Annotated in this window: 15 protein-coding genes; 3 read left to right on the forward strand and 12 right to left on the reverse strand. The window is 61.2% G+C overall.

The features are described 5' to 3' along the window. Positions 1 to 29 precede the first annotated feature (29 nt). From truB to BUC24_RS16990, 8 genes are all read right to left on the reverse strand, one after another. Complete coding sequence (truB, locus tag BUC24_RS16955; protein WP_073218718.1) at positions 30 to 953, reverse strand: tRNA pseudouridine(55) synthase TruB; 924 nt, start codon at positions 951 to 953, stop codon at positions 30 to 32. Positions 954 to 1,070: 117 nt separating this feature from the next. Continuing rightward, the gene (gene rbfA, locus BUC24_RS16960) at positions 1,071 to 1,484 is read right to left on the reverse strand and encodes a 30S ribosome-binding factor RbfA (RefSeq protein ID WP_073218722.1); all 414 of its coding nucleotides are present in this window, start codon (positions 1,482 to 1,484) and stop codon (positions 1,071 to 1,073) included. Between the two features lie 77 nt (positions 1,485 to 1,561). Then, positions 1,562 to 4,393: a translation initiation factor IF-2 gene (gene infB, locus BUC24_RS16965; RefSeq protein WP_073218725.1), complete on the reverse strand. Its 2,832-nt coding sequence runs from the start codon at positions 4,391 to 4,393 to the stop codon at positions 1,562 to 1,564. A 46-nt stretch (positions 4,394 to 4,439) separates the two neighbouring features. Further along, positions 4,440 to 6,005, reverse strand: coding sequence for a transcription termination factor NusA (gene nusA, locus BUC24_RS16970; protein WP_073218728.1), 1,566 nt, complete (start codon positions 6,003 to 6,005; stop codon positions 4,440 to 4,442). Further along, positions 6,002 to 6,532, reverse strand: coding sequence for a ribosome maturation factor RimP (gene rimP / locus BUC24_RS16975; RefSeq protein WP_373887975.1), 531 nt, complete (start codon positions 6,530 to 6,532; stop codon positions 6,002 to 6,004). The genes nusA and rimP overlap by 4 nt, the downstream gene beginning before the upstream one ends. A gap of 292 nt (positions 6,533 to 6,824) precedes the next feature. Beyond that, a complete protein-coding gene (gene rluB, locus BUC24_RS16980) occupies positions 6,825 to 8,810 on the reverse strand; it encodes a 23S rRNA pseudouridine(2605) synthase RluB (RefSeq protein WP_073218733.1) in 1,986 nt (661 codons plus the stop codon). Further along, a complete protein-coding gene (gene scpB / locus BUC24_RS16985) occupies positions 8,797 to 9,696 on the reverse strand; it encodes an SMC-Scp complex subunit ScpB (RefSeq protein WP_073218736.1) in 900 nt (299 codons plus the stop codon). The genes rluB and scpB overlap by 14 nt, the downstream gene beginning before the upstream one ends. 348 nt (positions 9,697 to 10,044) lie before the next feature. Continuing rightward, positions 10,045 to 11,070, reverse strand: a complete 1,026-nt coding sequence (locus BUC24_RS16990; RefSeq protein WP_073218739.1) for a glucokinase — start codon at positions 11,068 to 11,070, stop codon at positions 10,045 to 10,047. A gap of 321 nt (positions 11,071 to 11,391) precedes the next feature. Between BUC24_RS16990 and BUC24_RS16995 the strand changes: the two genes are divergently transcribed. Beyond that, a complete protein-coding gene (locus BUC24_RS16995) occupies positions 11,392 to 11,919 on the forward strand; it encodes a PEP-CTERM sorting domain-containing protein (RefSeq protein ID WP_178372563.1) in 528 nt (175 codons plus the stop codon). A gap of 86 nt (positions 11,920 to 12,005) precedes the next feature. Here the strand turns inward: BUC24_RS16995 and BUC24_RS17000 are convergent, their stop codons facing one another. The 4 genes from BUC24_RS17000 to BUC24_RS17015 form a co-directional block, all read right to left on the reverse strand. Further along, positions 12,006 to 12,920 carry a rhodanese-like domain-containing protein gene (locus BUC24_RS17000; RefSeq protein WP_073218744.1) on the reverse strand — a complete coding sequence of 305 codons (915 nt, stop codon included), beginning with the start codon at positions 12,918 to 12,920 and terminating at the stop codon, positions 12,006 to 12,008. A gap of 80 nt (positions 12,921 to 13,000) precedes the next feature. Further along, positions 13,001 to 14,668, reverse strand: a complete 1,668-nt coding sequence (locus tag BUC24_RS17005) for an ABC transporter ATP-binding protein (RefSeq protein ID WP_073218747.1) — start codon at positions 14,666 to 14,668, stop codon at positions 13,001 to 13,003. Continuing rightward, positions 14,665 to 15,672 carry an ABC transporter permease gene (locus tag BUC24_RS17010; RefSeq protein WP_073218750.1) on the reverse strand — a complete coding sequence of 336 codons (1,008 nt, stop codon included), beginning with the start codon at positions 15,670 to 15,672 and terminating at the stop codon, positions 14,665 to 14,667. Before BUC24_RS17010 ends, BUC24_RS17005 begins: the two co-directional genes overlap by 4 nt. Continuing rightward, positions 15,672 to 16,610: an ABC transporter permease gene (locus BUC24_RS17015; protein WP_073218753.1), complete on the reverse strand. Its 939-nt coding sequence runs from the start codon at positions 16,608 to 16,610 to the stop codon at positions 15,672 to 15,674. Before BUC24_RS17015 ends, BUC24_RS17010 begins: the two co-directional genes overlap by 1 nt. A gap of 246 nt (positions 16,611 to 16,856) precedes the next feature. Between BUC24_RS17015 and BUC24_RS17020 the strand changes: the two genes are divergently transcribed. Both BUC24_RS17020 and BUC24_RS17025 read left to right on the forward strand, forming a co-directional pair. Beyond that, positions 16,857 to 19,490, forward strand: a complete 2,634-nt coding sequence (locus BUC24_RS17020; protein ID WP_073218756.1) for a TonB-dependent receptor — start codon at positions 16,857 to 16,859, stop codon at positions 19,488 to 19,490. A 151-nt stretch (positions 19,491 to 19,641) separates the two neighbouring features. Next, positions 19,642 to 19,830 (forward strand): hypothetical protein, encoded by a 189-nt coding sequence (locus BUC24_RS17025; protein ID WP_073218759.1) that lies wholly within the window; start codon positions 19,642 to 19,644, stop codon positions 19,828 to 19,830. Positions 19,831 to 19,912: the final 82 nt, after the last annotated feature.

The following is a 19,912-nucleotide window of genomic DNA, read 5'->3' on the forward strand; positions in this document are numbered from 1 at the left end:
CAGCAAGGCGCTTATCGTATATGCATGACTCAGGTATGAGCGGTCGCGATCAAGCGCTCAGGCGCCAGGATCTGGTATTCCTGCAGATTGGCGGTACCGAGCAATTTACCGTCGTGATACACGCGCACGCGGCCCAGCTCACTTGGCAGTGTGAGCGCTTCCTTACCCAGCGCGAGGCGCTGGCCCTGCAGGAAGCGTTTGGCCAGCTCCGGCGTCAGCTCGACTGCCGGGAAGCTCGACAGCAAGGCGTCGACCGGCGCCAGCAGTTCCACCGGTGCCGGATGGGCGCCGATCTGTTCCAGCGTGACCATGCCATCCATCGTCAGCGCGCCCACCTGGGTGCGGCGCAGCGCGTTCAGGTGGGCGCCGCAGCCCAGCGCATTCCCGATGTCTTCGCCCAGCACGCGGATGTAGGTGCCCTTGCTGCAGGTGACTGACAGCTTCAGGAACGGCGCTTCATACGAGATGAATTCAAGCTTGTGGATGGTGACGGGGCGCGCTTCGCGTTCGAGCGTAATGCCTTCGCGCGCGTATTCATAATAGGCTTTGCCGTCGCGTTTCAGGGCCGAGTACATGGGTGGCACTTGCATGATCGGGCCGCGGAACTGGGGCAGTACGGCGTCGATCTGTTCGCGCGTGACGTTCACTTCTTTCGTGGCGATGGCTTCGCCTTCGGTGTCGCCCGTGTTGGTGGTAATGCCCAGGTGGACCGTGGTGTCGTAGGTCTTGTCGGCTTCAAGCAGGTCTTGCGAGAATTTGGTGGCTTCGCCAAAGCACAGGGGCAGCAAGCCGGTGGCGAACGGGTCCAGGGTGCCGGTGTGACCGGCTTTTTTGGCGTTCATGAAACGCTTGGTCTTGATCAGCGCGTCGTTCGAGGACAGGCCGACCGGCTTGTCGAGCAGGAGAACGCCGTCGACCAGGTCGCGGACTCGTTTTGGGTGGATTGGTTTCATTGTTACCTCAAAAACATCGTCCTCGCGAAGGCGGGGACCCATGCCACGCTGAACGAATTCGGTAACGTGCTATGGGTCCCCGCCTTCGCGAGGACGATGTTGACTCTTATCTTGCGATTATTCCGAATCAGCTTCCGGCTTTGCGTCCGGCTCGGCGTCAGCCGCGCGCGTGGCGTTGGCCTGGTCGATCAGCAGTGACATTTCCATCCCGCGCGAAGTCGAGGTATCGTGCACGAAGTGCAGCATCGGCAGCGTGTGAATGTGCAGGCGCTTGCCCAGCTGGTTGCGGATGAAGCCCGAGGCCGCGGCCAGGCCGGCGATGGTGTTCTTGACCGACTCCTTGTCGTCCTTGAACATGGTGAAGAACACCTTGGCGTGCGCGTAGTCCGGCGTGATCTGCACTTCGGTGATGGTGATCATGCCGATGCGCGGATCCTTCAGGCCCGAGGCCAGAATTTCAGCCAGATCGCGCTGGATCTGGTCAGCCACGCGCAAGCCGCGTGCCGGAATGGTTTTGCTATGTTTGGCCATTTTCTTTTCCTACTCTCTAAAACAAACGGGGCGCCAATAAGCCAGGCTTATTGGCGCCCCGTCGATGTAACGCTAAATTACAGCGTACGGGCGATCTCTTGGACTTCGAAGACTTCGAGGACGTCGCCGACTTCGATATCGTTGTAGTTCTTGAGCGACAGGCCGCACTCGAGACCGGCGCGGACTTCTTTCGCGTCGTCCTTGAAGCGCTTGAGCGAGTCGATCTCGCCAGTCCACACCACGATATTGTTGCGCAGCAGACGAACCGACGACGAACGCTTGACCACACCATCGGTGACCAGGCAACCGGCAATCGCGCCCACTTTCGAGACCAGGATAACCTGGCGAATCTCGACCGCACCAATGATGGTCTCGCGCTTTTCTGGCGCCAGCATGCCCGACAAGGCAGCACGGATCTCATCGATCGCATCGTAGATGATGTTGTAGTAGCGGATGTCCACGCCGTTCGACTCGGCCAGCTTGCGCGCCGATGCGTCGGCACGGGCGTTAAAGCCGATGATGACCGCTTTCGATGCAACCGCCAGGTTGACGTCGGACTCAGTAATGCCACCCACCGCTGCGTGTACAACCTGTACCCGCACTTCGGAAGTCGACAGCTTCTGCAGCGAGCCGACCAGCGCTTCCTGCGAACCCTGTACGTCGGTCTTGATGATGACCGGCAGATTCTTGACTTCGCCTTCGCCCATGTTGTCGAACATGTTCTCCAGCTTGGCCGCCTGCTGCTTGGCCAGCTTGACGTCGCGGAATTTACCTTGACGGAACAGACCGATTTCACGCGCTTTGCGTTCGTCTGCCATGACCATCACTTCTTCACCGGCGACCGGCACTTCGGTCAGACCTTGAATTTCGACCGGGATCGAAGGACCGGCTTCGGCAATCGGCTTGCCGTTCTCGTCCAGCATGGCGCGTACACGGCCATACGAGGAGCCGGCCAGAATCACGTCGCCGCGCTTCAGAGTACCCGACTGCACCAGGATCGTCGCGACCGGGCCCTTGCCCTTGTCCAGACGGCCTTCGACCACCAGACCACGCGCTGGCGCGTCGACCGGGGCTTTCAGTTCCAGCACTTCGGCCTGCAGCAGCACCTGTTCCAGCAGGGCGTCGATGCCCTGGCCGGTCTTGGCCGATACCGGCACGAATGGCGATTCGCCACCGTATTCTTCAGGCACAACCTGTTCAGCGATCAGCTCTTGCGTCACGCGGTCCACGTTACCACCTGGTTTGTCGATCTTGTTGATCGCCACAACCAGCGGTACGCCGGCAGCTTTCGCGTGAGCGATTGCTTCCTTCGTTTGCGGCATCACGCCGTCGTCGGCTGCGACCACCAGAATGACGATGTCGGTGGCTTTCGCACCGCGGGCACGCATGGCGGTAAACGCTTCGTGACCCGGGGTATCGAGGAAGGTGATGATGCCGCGTGGCGTCTCGACGTGGTAAGCGCCGATGTGCTGCGTAATCCCGCCTGCTTCGCCCGATGCCACCTTGGCGCGGCGGATGTAATCCAGCAGCGAGGTTTTACCGTGGTCGACGTGGCCCATGACAGTTACGACTGGTGCGCGCGAAGTCGACTCGAAGTGAGCGTGCTCACCCTGGTCAGCCAGCAGTGCTTCCGGATCGTCCAGTTCAGCGGCAAACGCCTTGTGGCCCATTTCTTCGACCAGAATCATGGCCGTTTCCTGGTCCAGCACCTGGTTGATGGTGCACATCTGGCCCAGCTTCATCAGCTGCTTGATCACTTCGGACGCCTTGACCGACATCTTGTGCGCCAGTTCGGCGACGGTGATGGTTTCAGGGACGTGGACGTCCTTGATCACGGCCTCGGTTGGTGCCTGGAAGTTGGTTTCGCGGTCATCGTTGTGCGACGAACGGCGGCCACCTTTGCTGGCACCACCACGCCAGCCGTCACGGCCAGCCGGCGAACCGGTGTTACCACGTGGCTTGATGCCGCCGCCCGGTGCGCCGCGTTTTTTCGCGTCGTCCGACCAGGTGGAGGAGACATTGGCCGACTTGATCGACTTCTTGTCCGCGCCCAGTGGCTTCTTCTCGTCTTTTTTCTCGCCTGGCTTTTTGTCGGCCGGCTTGTGCAGCGTGCCTTCAGGTGCCTTGGCCTTGATCGCGGCAACCGGTGCCGGCGCAGGTTCAGGCGCCTTGATGGCACGGCGCGGTGCATTCATCATCGCTTTGATCTGCGCGACTTCGTCGGCCACGGCCTTGCGGGCGCGGTCGTTCGCTTCAGCGCGTTCGGCAGCTTCCTTGGCAGCAGTGGCGGCCTTTTTCTTGGCTTCTTCGGCAGCGGCCTTCTTGCTTTCGTCGTCGGCTGCAGCACCAGCGGTGGCGCTGGCGGCAGCGGCGGCGCGCTTGGCTTCTTCAGCCGCTTCTTTTTTCGCGTCGGCGTCAGCCTGCTTGGCTTGCGCTTCTTTTTCCGCTTCCAGCTTGGCCAGACGGTCCTGCTTCTCGCGCAGATCCGCTTCCTGGCGGGCGATCAATTCGGCTTGCTTGCGCGCTTCTTCTTCGCGGCGTGCCACTTCGGCAGCGTCGATCACGGGTGCGGCTGGTGCGGCAGGTGCTGGCGGCGCAACGGGTTCGTCGCGCTGCACGAAGGTGCGCACTTTCTTGACCGCGACCTGGATGGTGCGCGATTTACCGGAGGCGTCAGCCTGCTTGATTTCAGTCGTTTCCTTGCGCGTTAGCGTGATTTTTTTCTTCTCGCCGTCAGGTGCCGACCCGTGGGTCTTGCGCAGGTGATTCAACAACTTATCCTTATCATCTTTCGACAATGGATCTGACGTCGAACTTTTTTCGACGCCGGCAGAACGCAGCTGCGTCAGCAGCAAATCTGCAGGCATCTTCAGTTCGGTGGCAAATTGGGCTACGTTGTTACTCGCCATTCAGTCCTCTTTTCTATGTGTCGCGGAGATGATAAAGATACTCAAATTAAGCCTTGGCCACTTCTGCAAGGCTCCAGGCTTTCGCCTGCAGCGCTTTGGCGCGGTCATCGTACTTTGAGTCGACCAGCTTCATCTCGTCGTCGGTCACATCATTAAATTCATTTTTGATCAGTTCACGTGCACGGTCGGACGACAGGGCCAGAATGGCGCCGAATTCGTCGTAGGCCAGCGCGGCAAACGCACCAACATTCTTGATACCGGCCAGGCCCAGCTTGCCCGCAGTGGTGCGATCCATGCCTTCCAGGTTGACCAGCTGCTCGTCCATGCCTTCGAGGCCTTCTTCCGAAGCGATGGCTTCGGTCACCAGGGCGTCACGGGCACGGGTGCGCAGTTCGTTGACGGTATCTTCGTCGAACGATTCGATGTCCAGCATTTCGGAAATCGGCACGTACGCGATTTCTTCCAGGCTGGCGAATCCTTCTTCCACCAGGATGTCAGCCACTTCCTGGTCAACGTCCAGTTTTTCCATGAACAGGGCACGCACGGCAGCCGTTTCGGCAGCCGATTTGTTTTCCGATTCTTCAGCCGTCATGATGTTGATCTTCCAGCCGGTCAGCTCGGCGGCCAGGCGCACGTTCTGGCCCGAACGGCCAATCGCGATTGCCAGGTTTTCTTCATCAACCACAACGTCCATGGCGTGCTTCTCTTCGTCCACCATGATCGACGACACATTGGCCGGGGCCAGTGCACCAATCACGAATTGGGCAGGATCGTCGGACCACAGCACGATGTCGACACGTTCGCCACCGAGTTCGCCGGTCACAGCCTGCACGCGCGAACCGCGCATGCCGACGCAGGTGCCGATTGGATCGATGCGCTTGTCGGCGGTGTACACCGCGATTTTTGCGCGCACACCGGCGTCACGTGCTGCCGATTTGATCTCCAGCAGGCCTTGCTCGATCTCTGGCACTTCCAGTTCGAACAGCTTCATGATGAACTCTGGCGCGGTGCGCGACAGGATCACTTGCGGCCCGCGCATATTGCGGTCGATACGCAGGATGAAGGCACGTACACGGTCGCCGATACGCAGGTTCTCTTTCGGGATCATCTGGTCGCGCGGGAGGCGCGCTTCGATCTTGCCCGATTCGACGATCGCGTCGCCGCGTTCCATGCGCTTGATGGTGCCGGTCACGAGCGAGTCGCCGCGCTCGAGGAAGTCGACCAGAATCTGTTCGCGCTCGGCGTCGCGCACACGCTGCAGGACCACCTGTTTGGTGTCTTGCGCGAAGCGGCGGCCGAATTCGACGGACTCGATCGGTTCTTCGATGTATTCGTCTACCTCGATGTCAGGGATGTTTTCCTTGGCTTCGAAGTGCAGGATTTCCTGGTCAGGCAGCTGCAGGCCGGCTTCATCAGGGACCACGTGCCAGCGGCGGAAGGACTCGAACTCGCCCGAGTCACGGTCGATCGACACGCGAATGTCGACTTCGCCCTCGTAACGCTTCTTCGTCGCTTGCGCGAGTGCGAATTCGAGCGCCCCGAAGACGACATCTTTATCGACATTTTTTTCGCGCGCCAGCGCGTCAACCAATAATAAAACTTCGCGGCTCATGCTTTGCGTCCCTTAAAATCCACTTGCGGCACCAGGCGTGCCTTATCCAAGTCGGCGAGCGTAAATTCCAACTGCGCCGGACCATCCTTACTTTCAAATTCCAAACCGATTTTGTCGCCCTGCGGCGCTTGCAAAATACCCGTGAAGGTCTTGCGGTTCGCTGCACTGCCCATTGCCACTTTCAGCTTGACGGTGCATTCGCAGCCCGCAAAGCGTTCAAAGTCGGCCATGGTGCGCACCGGGCGATCGAGCCCCGGCGACGAAATCTCGAGCCGCTCGTAGTTGACGTTTTCTACCGTCAGCACGTGCGACAGCTGGTGGCTGACGGTTGCACAGTCTTCCACCGTGATGGGACCTTTTTCAGCCGCATCGGCAGCAGTGAAGTCGATATACACGCGCAAGATCCCGCGCTCGCCCCGTTCGACATCAACGAGTTCGTAGCCCAGGCCACTGACTGTCTTGGCGATCAATTCAAACTGCTGCAAACACATTCTCCAAAAACGATTTACCAAAAAAAAAATGGGCATCTGCCCATCTTCTTATATTCCGTACCAGATGAAAGCACTTGCAGACTCAGGCTGCTCAATACTTTTATTAGGCTGCAGATTATAACCTGTTATGGCCTTTCCCGCAATCGGGACAGGGCAAATGGACAGGCAAACAACACTTATGCAATGTGCATCAATTGCCGTTGGGCACCACTAGCAAAGCACGCTGACCACCACATCGCCCTCGCGAAGGCGGGGGCCCATTCCACGTTGCCGAATTCGGTGAGATGGAATAGGTCCCCGCCTTCGCGAGGACGATGTAGTGGTGCGCTTAACCCCGCCGACCGCGCCGTGGCATGCCGTGGTCGGCGCCGCGCGGGCCTTGCGGACCCTGCGGACGGCGATTGCCACCGCCGGCATTACCAAACCCAAACGTCGTCTGCAGCGGATCCGGCTGACGCGGACCGCGCGGCTGGGCATCACCCTTGCCACCCGGACGCCCCGAACGTTGCTGCCCGTCACCTTGCGGACGCCCACCTGGCCGCCCTTGCCCACGGGCCGGACCATTGCCATTGGCTTCAAACGGACCGCCGCTGCGTGGCTGACCGCCACCCATGCCGCCGCCCATCGCACCACGCCCTTGCGGACGGCCACCCGGACCACGCGCGCGCCCGTTTGGCGGACCAAACGGATCGGCGTTGCGGTTGGCGTCGACGCGGTCGATGCGGTTGCCATCGGCGCGCTTGTCTTCATCGCTGCGGGCACGCGGCTCGCCGCCACGGCCTTTTGGGCCACGGGCGTCGTTACCGGCGCCTTTTTTCTCGACACCAAACGCGGCCAGCAGGTCGCGCACGGTGTTTTCTTCCATTTCTTCCCAGCGACCGCGCTTCAGGCTGCTTGGCAGGGTCATGGCGCCGTAGCGGGTACGAATCAGGCGCGACACCGTCAGGCCCACCGCTTCGAACATGCGGCGCACTTCGCGGTTACGGCCTTCGCCAATCACCACGCGGTACCATTTATTGATGCCCTCACCGCCGCCATCGGCAATCTTGGTGAAGCTGGCCAGGCCATCTTCGAGCTCCACGCCCGCCAACAGTTTCTGCCGCATGCCCTCTTCCAGCTCGCCCAGCGTGCGCACGGCGTATTCGCGGTCGATGTTGTAACGCGGGTGCATCAGGCGGTTGGCCAGGTCACCGGAAGTGGTAAACAGCAGCAAGCCTTCGGTATTGAAGTCGAGGCGGCCAACGGCCAGCCATTTACCGGCCTTCATGGTCGGCAGACGGTCAAACACCGACGGGCGGCCTTCCGGATCGTCGTGACTGACAATTTCGCCAGCCGGCTTGTGGTACACCAGCACGCGCGGCGGCTTGGTCGATACCTTGCGGTGAATCAGCTTGCCGTTGATGCGCACGGCATCGGTCGGCAGAATGCGCTGGCCAATGTGGGCCGGCTCGCCATTCACCGACACGCGGCCGGCAACGATCAGGTCTTCCATGTCGCGGCGCGAACCGAGACCAGCTTCGGCCAGCACCTTGTGCAGCTTGGGCGCATCGTCGTCCGAAGTCAGGTCGCGCCGGGCCGGCTTTTGCGGCTGGCCGCGGCCGCCGTCATTGGCGTCGAACGCATCCGAGGTCACATACGAAAACGCCGCATCGGCGTCGTACACGCGGCCCTTGCCATGGTGTTGCAGGCCAGGGTTGCCCTTCTTGTTCTTTTTAGGACGGTTGCGCTGCTCGGCAGTGCGCTCCGGACGCGGACCGCGCTCCGGACGCGGCGCCTGCTCGGCATCGGCGCCAGCAGTGGCGATCTCTTCGGCACCAGCCGGACGTTCCTGCTGCTTGCGCGCTTCGCGCTGACCACGCTGCTCGCGCATCTGACGCGGACCACGCGGTGCGCGCGGACCACGGTCCTGGCGCGGCTGGCCTTCGGCACTGCTCTCGCCGGCGGCTGGCACGGCTTGCTGGGTCGCCGGTGCGGCGTCGGCAGAAACGGCGGCAGGCTGCTCGGCCTGCGGCTTGGCGGCACGCGGTTTGCGTGCCACTGGTGCGGCGTCGACGGCGGCTGGCGCATCGGCGCCGGCAACTTCGGCCACCACCTTCTTTGCGCGCGGTTTCGGCGCCGGCTTGGCGGCGGCGGTGTCTGCCGCTTCGCCTTCCACTGCCACTTTTTTGGCTGCGCGCTTCGGTTTTGGCGCGTCCACGCCAGCAGCGTCGGCTGCCGGTTCGGTCTGGACCTTGGTGCGGCGCTTCGGCTTGGCAGCCGCTTCGTCATTGCCAGCCATGTCGGCGGCGCTCGTCTCTGGTTTAGTTGGATTCATCGTTCGTTTCTTGGTTGTGCTGACCTGGCGCAGCGTCAACCGTTATTTCTGGCGCAGGGTCGTGAATAAGGACTTCAACAGCGGAAGCAGTGGGGCCGGACTCGTCGATCGCGGCCGGAGCTTCTGGCTCCTGCGCATCGCTGCTTCCTGCACCTTCGTCGGTGACAGCGGCCTCGGCCGCCATCGGTGTTACATCAGATTCTTCGGGTACATCTTGTTCCAGGGCAGGATTTTGATCCTGCTCCTGCTCCTGTTCTTCCTCGACCGGGGCCATGGCCGCCTTGTCGAAGTTTTCCTGCAGGGCCGCTTCCAGCGCTTCCATTTCCTGGCCGCTTTGCGTTGCGGTCAATTCCTGCAGCGGCGGCAGCTGCGACAGGGAACTCAAGCCCAGGTCGTCCAGAAATTGCTTGGTCGTGCCCAGCAGTGCCGGGCGGCCGATCACTTCGCGGTGGCCAATCACATCCACCCAGCCGCGGTCTTCCAGCATCTTGATGGTCTGCGAGTTGACCGTCACGCCACGAATTTCTTCAATATCGCCCCGCGTCACTGGCTGGCGGTAGGCAATGATGGCCAGTGTTTCCAGCGTGGCACGCGAATACTTTTGCGGCTTTTCGGGGCTGAGCCGATCCAGGTACTGCTTCATTTCTGGCCGGCTCTGGAAGCGCCAGCCGCTGGCCAGACTCACGACCTCGATGCCACGGTCTTTCCAGTCCAGGCGCAGCTCTTCGAGCATCAGCTTGATGGTATCGGCACCCACGCCGATGCCCATCGGGCGGCCATTGTCGTCCACGTCGACGAACAGTTTCTTCATGCCGTGAATGGTCATCGGCTCCCGCGCACAGAGCAAGGCGGTTTCGAGGACTCGTTTGGCCTCATCAGTATTCATAACGATGTCGTGTGCGGATAGAGCAATAAAAACCAATCAACGAATGGCGGGCGGCGCCATCGAATGACGCCGTTTTGCAAATAAAAACGTTGAAACTGGAATCCGTCGCCGGGGCCGATGTGCGCCTGGCGGGATGTTACTGGTGGCGGGATCCGTACCCGCGCACACGGCTGAATGCACACCCGGCGATTCTAAGCCGTTGATTTATCTAGGAAAAAACCGGTTCGTCGCAGCGGCCTGGAGGCCAGGCTCGGGGCGCGCAGCGCGTCAATGTTCGGCTAGATCCCGTCTAACTGCGGCCATTGTACCTGATAAAACCGGCAAAGTGAGAAACCGCGCTGGCGGTACTCAGGCCGCCAGCTTTTCGTCCAGGATGGCAGACACGCCCAGGAAGGCGGGATATTGCGCCGTGATCACGTAGGTCGGGACGGCGGCAAGGTAATGCACGAAGCGCCCTTTTTGCTCGAAGCGGCGACGGAATTTGGATTGCGCGAAGCGTGCGCCCAGGCGTGGCACGATGCCGCCACCTATATAGATACCACCTTGCGCACCCAGGGTGATGGCCAGATTGCCAGCGACTGTGCCGAGCATACCACAGAAGGTTTCCACCACGTCATCGCACAGGGCACATTCGCCTGCCAGCGCGCGGCGCGAAATCTCGGGAGCGTCCAGGCCCTCGTTGGGGCGGCCGCTGTGCTCTGCCAACGCACGGTACAGCAACTCCAGGCCGTCGCCCGAGAGGAAGCGTTCGGCCGATACATGGTCGAAGGCTTTCCAGGCAAATTGCAGCACCGCCACTTCGGTCGGGTTTGCGGGCGAAAACGTGACATGGCCGCCTTCGCTCAGCAGCGCGGTCCAGTTGCCGTTGCAGGGAATCAGACCCGACACGCCCAGGCCGGTTCCGGCACCCACCAGGCCCAGCGGGGTTTGCGGTACGGCGTTGCCGCCGCCAATCTGCATTTTCTGGTCATCGGCCAGATGCGGCAGCGCCCGTGCCAGCGCCGTGAAATCGTTGGCCACCACCAGCGTCTTGAAACCGCAAGCGAGGCGCAGCGACTCGATCGAGAATTCCCAATGGTGATTGGTCATGCGCACCAGGTCGCCGGTAATCGGATTGGCAATGGCCAGGGCGGCGTGGTGCAAGGGTGCGCTGGTGACAGCAAGCACCGAAGCGCTGGCCAGGTAAGCCTTGAGCGCGGCCGACAGGGTGGGATAGTCGGCGCACGGCAACACTTGAATCTGCTCGAAGCGGCCAGGGGCAAACTCCAGTGCGAAGCGCGCATTGGTGCCACCAATATCGGCCAGCAGCCGCGGGCCATCGGCATAGAGAGCGGATGACGAAGTGGTCGGCGCGGTATCGGGCTGTGCAGTCATGGCAGGTCATTCTGGATTGGACCTGTCAAGCTTAATGGATGACCATCCAGAGGCGCAAGCACTCTTTGTAGTTTTAGTACAGAATTTAGAAAACAATGAATACACGAGACATATTTCGTACAATTGTTTCGTAGTCTGAGTACTAAAACCGACCTTGTCATGACGTAAATATCAAGATTCGTTTCTGTCGAAAAACTTTACACATTCGGTTGCAACAAAATTACCCAAATGAATAAGTCGTTGAATCTAAATAAGTATTTCCAGCAGGCACGAAGCTTGCATAGGGATGCTTGCCCTCACCAACTTCTTATGATCATGACCTTGAAAAAAATTCTCTTCAGCCTGCTGGCCGTGGCATCGATCGGCACCGCTTCGGCCACGCCGATCAGCGTCGATGAAGCCTACAAAACCTCCGCCGTGGCCATCGTGTCCACCGGTACGGTATTCAGCTTCCTGATCAATGCCGGTGACGACTTTGTCGCCGGTAACGACACCTTCACCTCGGGCTCCCTGTTCTTGCGTCTGAGCGACCCGCTCAAGGGCAATGAGACCTACACCTTCATCCTGGGTGCCGAAGCTGGCGCGCAGAAATTCACCAAGAACGGCAACAACAACGTCAACAACGGCAACAACGCCGTCGACCACGAAGTCGTGCTGAACGCCCATTCGCTGGCGTCGCTGAGCGAAAATGGTTTCCTGCAAGTGTTCCTGAAAGTGAATAACGGCGGGAACTACAGCTTTGAAGGCGCAACGCTGCAAGCCGAAGGCAATCGGGTTCCAGAACCATTCACGCTGGCACTGATGGGCGTGGCGCTGGCAGGCGTGGGCGTGGCCCGCCGCCGCAAGTAATTAGCATGTAAGTAGCAAGCAATTCGCAAGCCTCGCGCCTGCAAGCCCGGTTCACGCAAGTGGCCGGGCTTTTTTTGCCTCTGCGGCTAAGGCCGTGCCGCGTTCCAGGCCTCCAGTCCGCCCTTGAGCGGGCGGGCACGGTGAAAACCGTCAGCCAGCAACTGTTTGGCCACTTGCGCGGCAGTCACATCATTCGGGCAGCTGCAATAGACAACAATATGACGCTCCTTGTCGAGGCCCGCCATGAAGCTTTGCGCGTTGCCCGCATCGAACATCAAGGCACCGGGGATGGCCGCTTCCAGCTGCTGCGCCGTCAGGCTGCGGGCATCGATCACGATGGGCTGGTGTCCTTCGTTGATCAGACTGGTAAATTCCGCCATGCTGATGCGCTCGACATCCATATTGGCAAGAAAGCGGCGCCGCTCCACATACTTATAGAGCACAAACAGCGCCAGCAACGACAAGATCAGCAGCAAGGCGGTGGTGCCCATGGTGCTCATGGTATCGAGCAGCTTGTCGACGCTTTTATGGAACCAGGCGCCAAGCGCAATGCCGGTGCCAGCCCACAAGACACTGCCCGACAGGCTGAACGCGACAAAGCGCGGCGTACTCACGCCCAGCGCGCCGGACATGGGCGAGGCAATGATATTAAAGCCCGGAATGAACTTGGAGACGATCAGCGACTTGGGGCCGAACCTGGCGAACTTGTCTTCGGTCTGGCTCACGCACGAATCCGGCGACAGCGAAATCTTGCACAGCAGACGAAGAATGCGGGTGCCGTAAAAGCGGCCGGCGCGGAACCAGAAAAAATCGGCCATCAGGCAGGCCAGAACGGCCACCGCCAGGCAGGCCAGGCCGCTGATTTCGCCGCCAGCAGCCAGGGCACCGGCCACCACCAGCAGCGGAAAGGCAGGAATCGGCAGCCCGCCCTGCTCCACCAGGACGATGAAAAAGACGATGAAAACACCGTACAGCTGCAGCAGTTCGATCAGGTTGGGCATGGCGACTCGGTTGGAAAATAGGCTTCCGCGGCAACGCTGGCAGCGCGGGGCATACCAATCTTAACACCACCAGACAAACCCTACCGGGCGCCCGGAATCGCTTCCAGCAGCGCCCTGGTGTAGGGGTGCTGCGGCGCGCGGTACAAGGTGTCGGCATCGGCCATTTCCACCACCTGCCCTTGCTGCATGACCATCACCTGGTCGGCCATGTAATGCACAACTGACAGATCGTGCGAGATGAAGATGTAGCTCATGCCGTATTCGTCCTGCAAGTCCTGCAGCAAGTTGAGCACCTGGGCCTGGACCGACACGTCCAGGGCCGAGACGGATTCGTCGCACACCAGGATGTCCGGCCGCATGGTCAGGCAGCGCGCGATGGCAATGCGCTGGCGCTGTCCACCCGAAAACTCGTGCGGGTAACGGCCCAGCGCCTGCGTCGGCAAGCCCACCTTGTCAAGCAAGGCCAGCGCCAGCCGAGTGCGCTCGCCCGTGCCAGCGCCAATGCCATGAATCTGCATGGGCTCGAGCAAAATCTGGCCGACAGTAAAGCGCGGGTTGAGCGAAGCGTAGGGATTCTGAAACACGATCTGCATGCGCCGCTTGTATGCCATGAACTCGCGCGCCGGCATGGCCAGCAGGTCGCGTCCTTCAAACAGCGCGCTGCCACCGCTGGCCTGATGCAAGCGCAGCAAGGTCAGGCCCAGCGTGCTTTTGCCCGAACCGGACTCACCCACCACGCCCAGCGTCTTGCCGCGCGCGAGAGAAAACGAGACATCGCGCACAGCATGGAATGGGCGCGTGCCGAACCAGCCCTCGCGCACGGGAAAACTCGTGCTCAGCTTGTCGACCACTAGCAGCGGCACATCATCCGGCGCGCTGCCCCGATGGCGCTGCGGCGCGGCGGCCGGGTCGACCGGCGCATCGTCGAGCACCGGCAGACGCATCGGGCGCTGGTCCAGGCGCGGCCGGCAGTGCAGCAAGGCTCGCGTGTAGGCATCCTGCGGATCATGCAAGACCTGGCGCACGGCGCCCTGCTCGCGCACTACCCCGTGGCGCATCACCACCACCTGGTCGGCAATCTCTTCCACCAGCGCCAGGTCGTGGGTGATGAACAGCACCGACATGGCATGCGACTTCTGCAGCCTGGCAATCAGCGCCAGGATCTGCTTCTGGATCGTCACATCAAGCGCCGTGGTCGGCTCATCGGCAATGAGCAGCTTGGGCGCGCAGGCAATCGCCATGGCAATCATCACGCGCTGCTGCTGGCCGCCTGACAACTGCGATGGATAAGCGCCGATCCGGCGCTCGGGCTCGGGGATGCCCACTTCGTGCAGCAGCGCCAGGGTACGCGCCCTGGCCTGGCTGGCATTCATGCCCATGTGCAGGCGCAGTACCTCGCCGATTTGAAAACCCACCGTGAACACGGGATTGAGCGACGACATGGGCTCCTGAAAGATCATGGCAATGTCGCGCCCGCACAGGCGCCGGCGCGCATGGCGGGGCATGTGCAGCAGCTCGCGGCCGTCAAACAGCATGCTGCCGGCCGGATCGACCACGGCCGCGTGCGCGTCCAGCAGCCCCATGATGGCCAGCGAGGTGACCGACTTGCCGCTGCCGGACTCCCCCACCAGCGCCACGGTCGCGTTCTCGGGCACGTCGAACGACACGCCGTGCACCACCTCGCTCACACTGTGCGCGCCGGTTCGAAATGCCACACGCAGATCGCGGACCTGAAGCAGCATGCTCATCCTTGTTTGAGGGTGGGATCGAGCGCGTCGCGCAGCGCATCGGTCAGCAGCGAAAACGCGCTCACCAGCAAGGCCATTGCGCATGCGGCCGCGCTCAGCTGCCACCACTTGCCGAGTATGAGCTCGTTCTGCGCTTCATTGAGCATGCTGCCCCATGACACCACGCCCACTGGCACCCCAAAGCCCAGGAACGACAGGATCACCTCGGCCTTGATGAAGCCGACCACCAGGATCGACAACTGCACCAGCGCTACATGGCTGACGTTGGGGAAAATATGGATGAACATTTTGCGCCAGTGCGAGGCGCCAATCGCATCGGCAGCGCGCACGTAATCACGCCCCCGGTGCTTCATGTACTCGGCGCGCAGCAAGCGAAACGGCCCGGTCCAGCCGGTCAGGCCCAGAATCAGCACAATCGTCAGCACCCCCTTATGCTGCAGCACGGCCGCCACGGCCAGGATCATCAGAATGGCGGGAATGGCCGTGAAGACGCTGTACAGCCAGTTGAACAAATCGTCAACCACACCACCGAAATAACCGGCCAGCGCGCCAAACAGGGTACCCAGAGTGACTGCCAGCAGCGCTGCCGCCAGCCCGACCACGACCGACGTTTCGCCGCCCTTGATGGTTTTTTTCAGCACGTCGTGGCCCCATTTGTCGGCGCCAAAGGGCAAGCTGCTGCGTTTGGGCGCCTGCACGCCCGCGCCGGCGCGCTCGAGCTGCGCTGCAATGGACGCAATATCGTCGGCCAGCGGGTCGAAGGCATTCGGCGCCTGCGGCTGTGGCGGCGCCGGCAACAGTGGCGCTGCATCAGCGCCGTCGATCAGGTAAGGCGGCGCATAGCTGAGCGCGACCTCGTCTTCCCAGTCAGCCACGATCAAGCCCGTGCGCGACAGCGCCAGCAGCACCAGGAACAGGCCCACCACACCCAGCGCCAGCATGGCCAGCCGGTCGGCGCACAGCCGCCGCCAGGCCAGCATCCATAAGCCGGGTGCGCTGCGCATCAGGCCAGCCGCACGCGCGGGTCAACTGCCTGATACAGCAGATCGGCCAGCAAGTTGAACACCATGGTGGCCATGGCCACGTAGACCGTGATTGCTTTAATCACCGGAAAATCACTGCGCTCGACTGCCAGGATTACTTCGCGCCCGATGCCCGGTATGCCAAAAAAGCGTTCCAGCAAAAACGCGCCGATCAACAGCGCAGGCAGATTGGCCATCACATGCGTAATGATGGGAATGGCCGCGTTGCGCAGCACGTGCACCCAGCGAATGCGCCGTTCCGGCACCCCCTTGGCACGCGCGGTGCGCACGTAGTCCTGCCCTGCTTCGTCGAGCACAAAACTGCGGTACAGGCGCAGCGTGGGCGCCAGCGACACGGCCAGCCCGATCAGAATCGGCAGCGGCGCGTAACGCAGCAGATTGACGCCAAGACTGTCACCCCAGCCTTGCACCGGAAACAGCCCCATCTTGTACGCGAGCACATACTGGAACACCACGATATAGACCAGGATGCTGACCGACATGCCGACCGTGCACGCCAGCATCACAGCCCGGTCGATGCGCGAACCGCGTTTGAAGGCCAGGGCCAGCGCCAGGGCAATGCCGAGCGCCGTTTCCAGCAGCGTCAATGGCAGCAGCACGGTCAGCGAGGGCCCCAGGCGCGAAGCAAGAATATGCGACACGGGTTCCCCGGTGCTCCAGGCATTGCCAAAGTCGGCACTGAGAATCTGCCCCAAAAAGATCCACAGCTGCACCGGATAAGGCTGGTCGGTGCCGAGCTGGCGGCGGATGTTGGCGATCTCGCCGGCATCGGCCATCTTGCCGGCCAGGATGAATGCCGGGTCGCCGCCAATCCAGTTGAATAGCAAAAACACCAGCACGACAACGCCCGCCATGGTGGGGACCATTTGCCACAGGCGACGCAGGATAAAGGCGAGCAAGGATCGGCCTCCCGGAAGAATTAGCTGCACGATAACGCATCTGCGCGGCTTGCGCACATGATTGGTGCATATACATACGCAATCAGCGCATAAAGGCGCTCATATACTACTTTTTTCGCAAAAGTGTAGGTCTAATTCAGGCGTGCGCATGATGTGTTGTATTTGAACACTTTCCAAGGTTTCAGAATTGACATTGACGCCTTCACAATGCTTCCATAGCTTTTTTGTCCCACGGGAGTTTGAGTAATGATGAAGCCAACTGTGTTGTCGCTGTCCCTGAAAGCCATGTTTGCCGCTGGGGCCGTGATGAGTATTTCAGCGATTGCCCAAGAAGCAGCGCCGACCATGCAACGCGTCGAGATCACCGGATCATCGATCAAGCGTCTGCAAGCTGAGACAGCCACCCCGCTGTCCGTAATCAAAGCAGAAGAATTCGTCAAGGCAGGTGTGACCAACGTTCAGGAAGCCCTGTCGCGCATCCCTGCCAACCAGTCCGGCATGGGTGCCGGTAACGCCGTGGGCGGCAACTACAGCGGCCTGCCAACGGGCGGCATGGCCAGCGCCGACTTGCGCGGCCTGGGCGGCGACAAGACCCTGGTGCTGCTGAACGGCCGCCGTCTGGCCAACCATCCTTACGATGGCGCCGCAGTCGACCTGAACATGATTCCAATCAGCGCCCTGGACCGCGTTGAAGTGCTGCGTGACGGCGCTTCCGCGATCTACGGTACCGATGCGATCGGCGGCGTGGTCAACTTCATCACCAAAAAATCGATCAACCAGACCACCATCACCGCTGAATTGCTGCGCCCGAAACAGCAAGGCGGCGATGAAGAGCGCGTCAACCTGTCTTCCGGCTTCGGCAACCTGGCCACCGACGGCTTCAACATCTTCGGTGTGCTCGACTGGCACAAGCAAGAATCGATTGGCTCGCAGCAGCGCGAATTCTCGAAGACCGGTTACGATCTGGCCAAAGGCCTGAACGCCACCAGCGGCACCACCTTCCCGGCCAACTACCAGGATCCAGGCCTGATCCCGGGCGGCCCTGCCACCACCGGCAATCCAAGCTTTGCCACCGGTTGCAACCCGCCGTACTCCTTCCCTAACCCGGCAGCGGGCGCCACCACCTGCCGCCAGGATTACACCCGCCAGGTCGATGACAATCCGGACCAGAAAAAACTGAGCGCCTTCGTCAAGGGTGCGTTCAAGGTCGGCGACGGCCACCTGGCCACCGTTGAAGTGCTGCATGCAACCAACGAAGTCATTTCGCGCACCGCCCCACCGCCGCAAACCGGTCTGGCGCTGCCGAACACCAGCCCTTACTACCCGGCTGCCGCCAGCGGCGCGACCCTGTCGGTCAACTGGCGTCCACTGGAAGCAGGCCAGCGCACGATTCTGTCGAAAGGCAAAGCAGACCGCATCGTCGCTGCCATGGAAGGCAATCTGTCCGGCTGGGATTACAAGGGTGGCTTGAACTACTCGGTCAGCAAATCGGAAGAGAACTTCATTGGCGGTTACGTCCAGGATGCGTCCTTCGCCGCTGGCGTGGCCAACGGCATTCTGAATCCGTTCGGTCTGCAGAACGCTGCTGGCGCCGCTTACCTGGCCAGCACCGCCCTGCGCGGCCAGGTCCAGAACGCCGAAGTGAAAAACACCGGCTTCGACTTCAAGGCCAGCCGCGACATCATGGAAATGTCGGGCGGCCAGATGGCCGTCGCGTTCGGTGCGGAAGCACGCCGTGAAGTGGCTGACTTCTTCGTCAACCGCGACATCGCAGGCCAGGCCGCCAGCTCCGGTCTGTCCGGCTCGCTGTCGACCGGCGCCTCGCGCAACATCCAGGCACTGTTCACCGAACTGGTCATGCCAGTGACCAAGGAACTGGAAGTGCAACTGGCGGCCCGTTACGACCGCTACAGCGACGTTGGCAACACCACCAACCCGAAGATCGGCATCCGTTACCAGCCATCGACCGCCCTGCTGCTGCGCGGTTCGGCCAGCACCGGCTTCCGTGCCCCAACCCTGTTCGAGAAAAACGCGCCGCCGTCGAAAAACGACACCAGCAACGCGTATAACGATCCGATCCTGTGCCCAGGCGGCGTGGTTGCCAACAATCCGATCGCCAACGAACTGCGCGATTGCGATCTGCAACAGTTCAAGCTGCAAGGCGGCAATGCCAACCTGAGCCCGGAAAAATCGAAGTCCTTCTCCTTCGGTGCCGTGTTCGAGCCAACCCAGGCGCTGACCCTGACGGCCGACTACTGGAACATCAAGCTGAAAGACAAGATCGACGCGCTGCCGGAAGAAATCATCTACGGCGACTACGCGAAATACCAGGCGCGTTTCCTGCGTAATCCGGATGGCACGCCGTTCGCCATTTCCGACTTCAAGGAAAACCTGGGCGAAGTCGAAACCGACGGTATCGACGTGAGCGCGATGTGGCGTCTGCCGAAGTCCGAGATGGGTGCCTTCACCCTGTCGCTGGACGGCACCTGGCTGCACAGCTACAAGTACCAGAACGAAAAAGGCGGCGCCTTTGACGAAAACGTAGGCCGCTTCGGCGCCACCTACGCCAAGTTCCGCTGGCAGCACACCCTGTCGCTGGGCTGGAAGCAAGGTCCATGGGGCGCGACGCTGAGCAACGCCTACAAGACTGGCTACCGCGATCAAGGCGGCACCCGTGACGTCGATGCGTACAGCCTGTGGAACCTGACCGGTACCTGGGAAGGCATCAAGGGCCTGAGCCTGATGGCTGGCGTGAAAAACCTGCTGGACGAAGATCCACCGCTGACCATCCAGTCGACGCTGTTCCAGCAAGGCTACGATGCGCGTTACACCGACCCGGTCGGCCGCGCTCTGTACCTGCGCGCGAGCTACTCGTTCTAAGTTAGTCCGTTGCATGAAAAGGCCCCTTTCGAGGGGCCTTTTTTTATACTTTCGCGACAAAGTTCGCACATAAAATGTTGCACAAACAGTTACACTGCAGAGCCGTCGGCATGTCGCTGTCGGTGTACAACGATCCCACCACAGGACCAAGATGAAGAACAATGCAATGCGCATCGCCGCGCTGATGACGCTGGCAGCAAGTGTGCTGATGACCGGCTGCGCCACGACCCCGACGGACACGGCAGCGCAGCCACAGGAAAATGCGAGCAAAGAATACGCGACGGGTTCGCGCCTGCCTGTGCGCAAGCCAGCGGCAGCCGCCCCTGCTGACAAAATTTGATCGTTGGCGCCCTAGGGCGCCAGACGTTGAAAAGCCCGGCCAACGCAAGTTGCCGGGCTTTTTTTTTGCAGCATCGTCCTCG

This window comes from Massilia sp. CF038 (assembly GCF_900129765.1).
Lineage (GTDB): Bacteria > Pseudomonadota > Gammaproteobacteria > Burkholderiales > Burkholderiaceae_D > Telluria_A.

Bases quoted from the DNA above. Each gene is read 5' to 3' on its own strand.
- BUC24_RS16990 (WP_073218739.1), bottom strand. From the start codon at position 11,070: ATGACTGCACAGCCCGATACCGCGCCGACCACTTCGTCATCCGCTCTC.
- BUC24_RS17005 (WP_073218747.1), bottom strand. From the start codon at position 14,668: ATGAGCATGCTGCTTCAGGTCCGCGATCTGCGTGTGGCATTTCGAACC.
- BUC24_RS17020 (WP_073218756.1), top strand. From the start codon at position 16,857: ATGATGAAGCCAACTGTGTTGTCGCTGTCCCTGAAAGCCATGTTTGCC.
- rimP (WP_373887975.1), bottom strand. From the start codon at position 6,532: ATGCCCATTTTTTTTTTGGTAAATCGTTTTTGGAGAATGTGTTTGCAG.
- BUC24_RS17025 (WP_073218759.1), top strand. From the start codon at position 19,642: ATGAAGAACAATGCAATGCGCATCGCCGCGCTGATGACGCTGGCAGCA.
- BUC24_RS17010 (WP_073218750.1), bottom strand. From the start codon at position 15,672: ATGCGCAGCGCACCCGGCTTATGGATGCTGGCCTGGCGGCGGCTGTGC.
- BUC24_RS17000 (WP_073218744.1), bottom strand. From the start codon at position 12,920: ATGCCCAACCTGATCGAACTGCTGCAGCTGTACGGTGTTTTCATCGTC.
- rluB (WP_073218733.1), bottom strand. From the start codon at position 8,810: ATGAATCCAACTAAACCAGAGACGAGCGCCGCCGACATGGCTGGCAAT.
- truB (WP_073218718.1), bottom strand. From the start codon at position 953: ATGAAACCAATCCACCCAAAACGAGTCCGCGACCTGGTCGACGGCGTT.
- scpB (WP_073218736.1), bottom strand. From the start codon at position 9,696: ATGAATACTGATGAGGCCAAACGAGTCCTCGAAACCGCCTTGCTCTGT.
- rbfA (WP_073218722.1), bottom strand. From the start codon at position 1,484: ATGGCCAAACATAGCAAAACCATTCCGGCACGCGGCTTGCGCGTGGCT.
- nusA (WP_073218728.1), bottom strand. From the start codon at position 6,005: ATGAGCCGCGAAGTTTTATTATTGGTTGACGCGCTGGCGCGCGAAAAA.
- infB (WP_073218725.1), bottom strand. From the start codon at position 4,393: ATGGCGAGTAACAACGTAGCCCAATTTGCCACCGAACTGAAGATGCCT.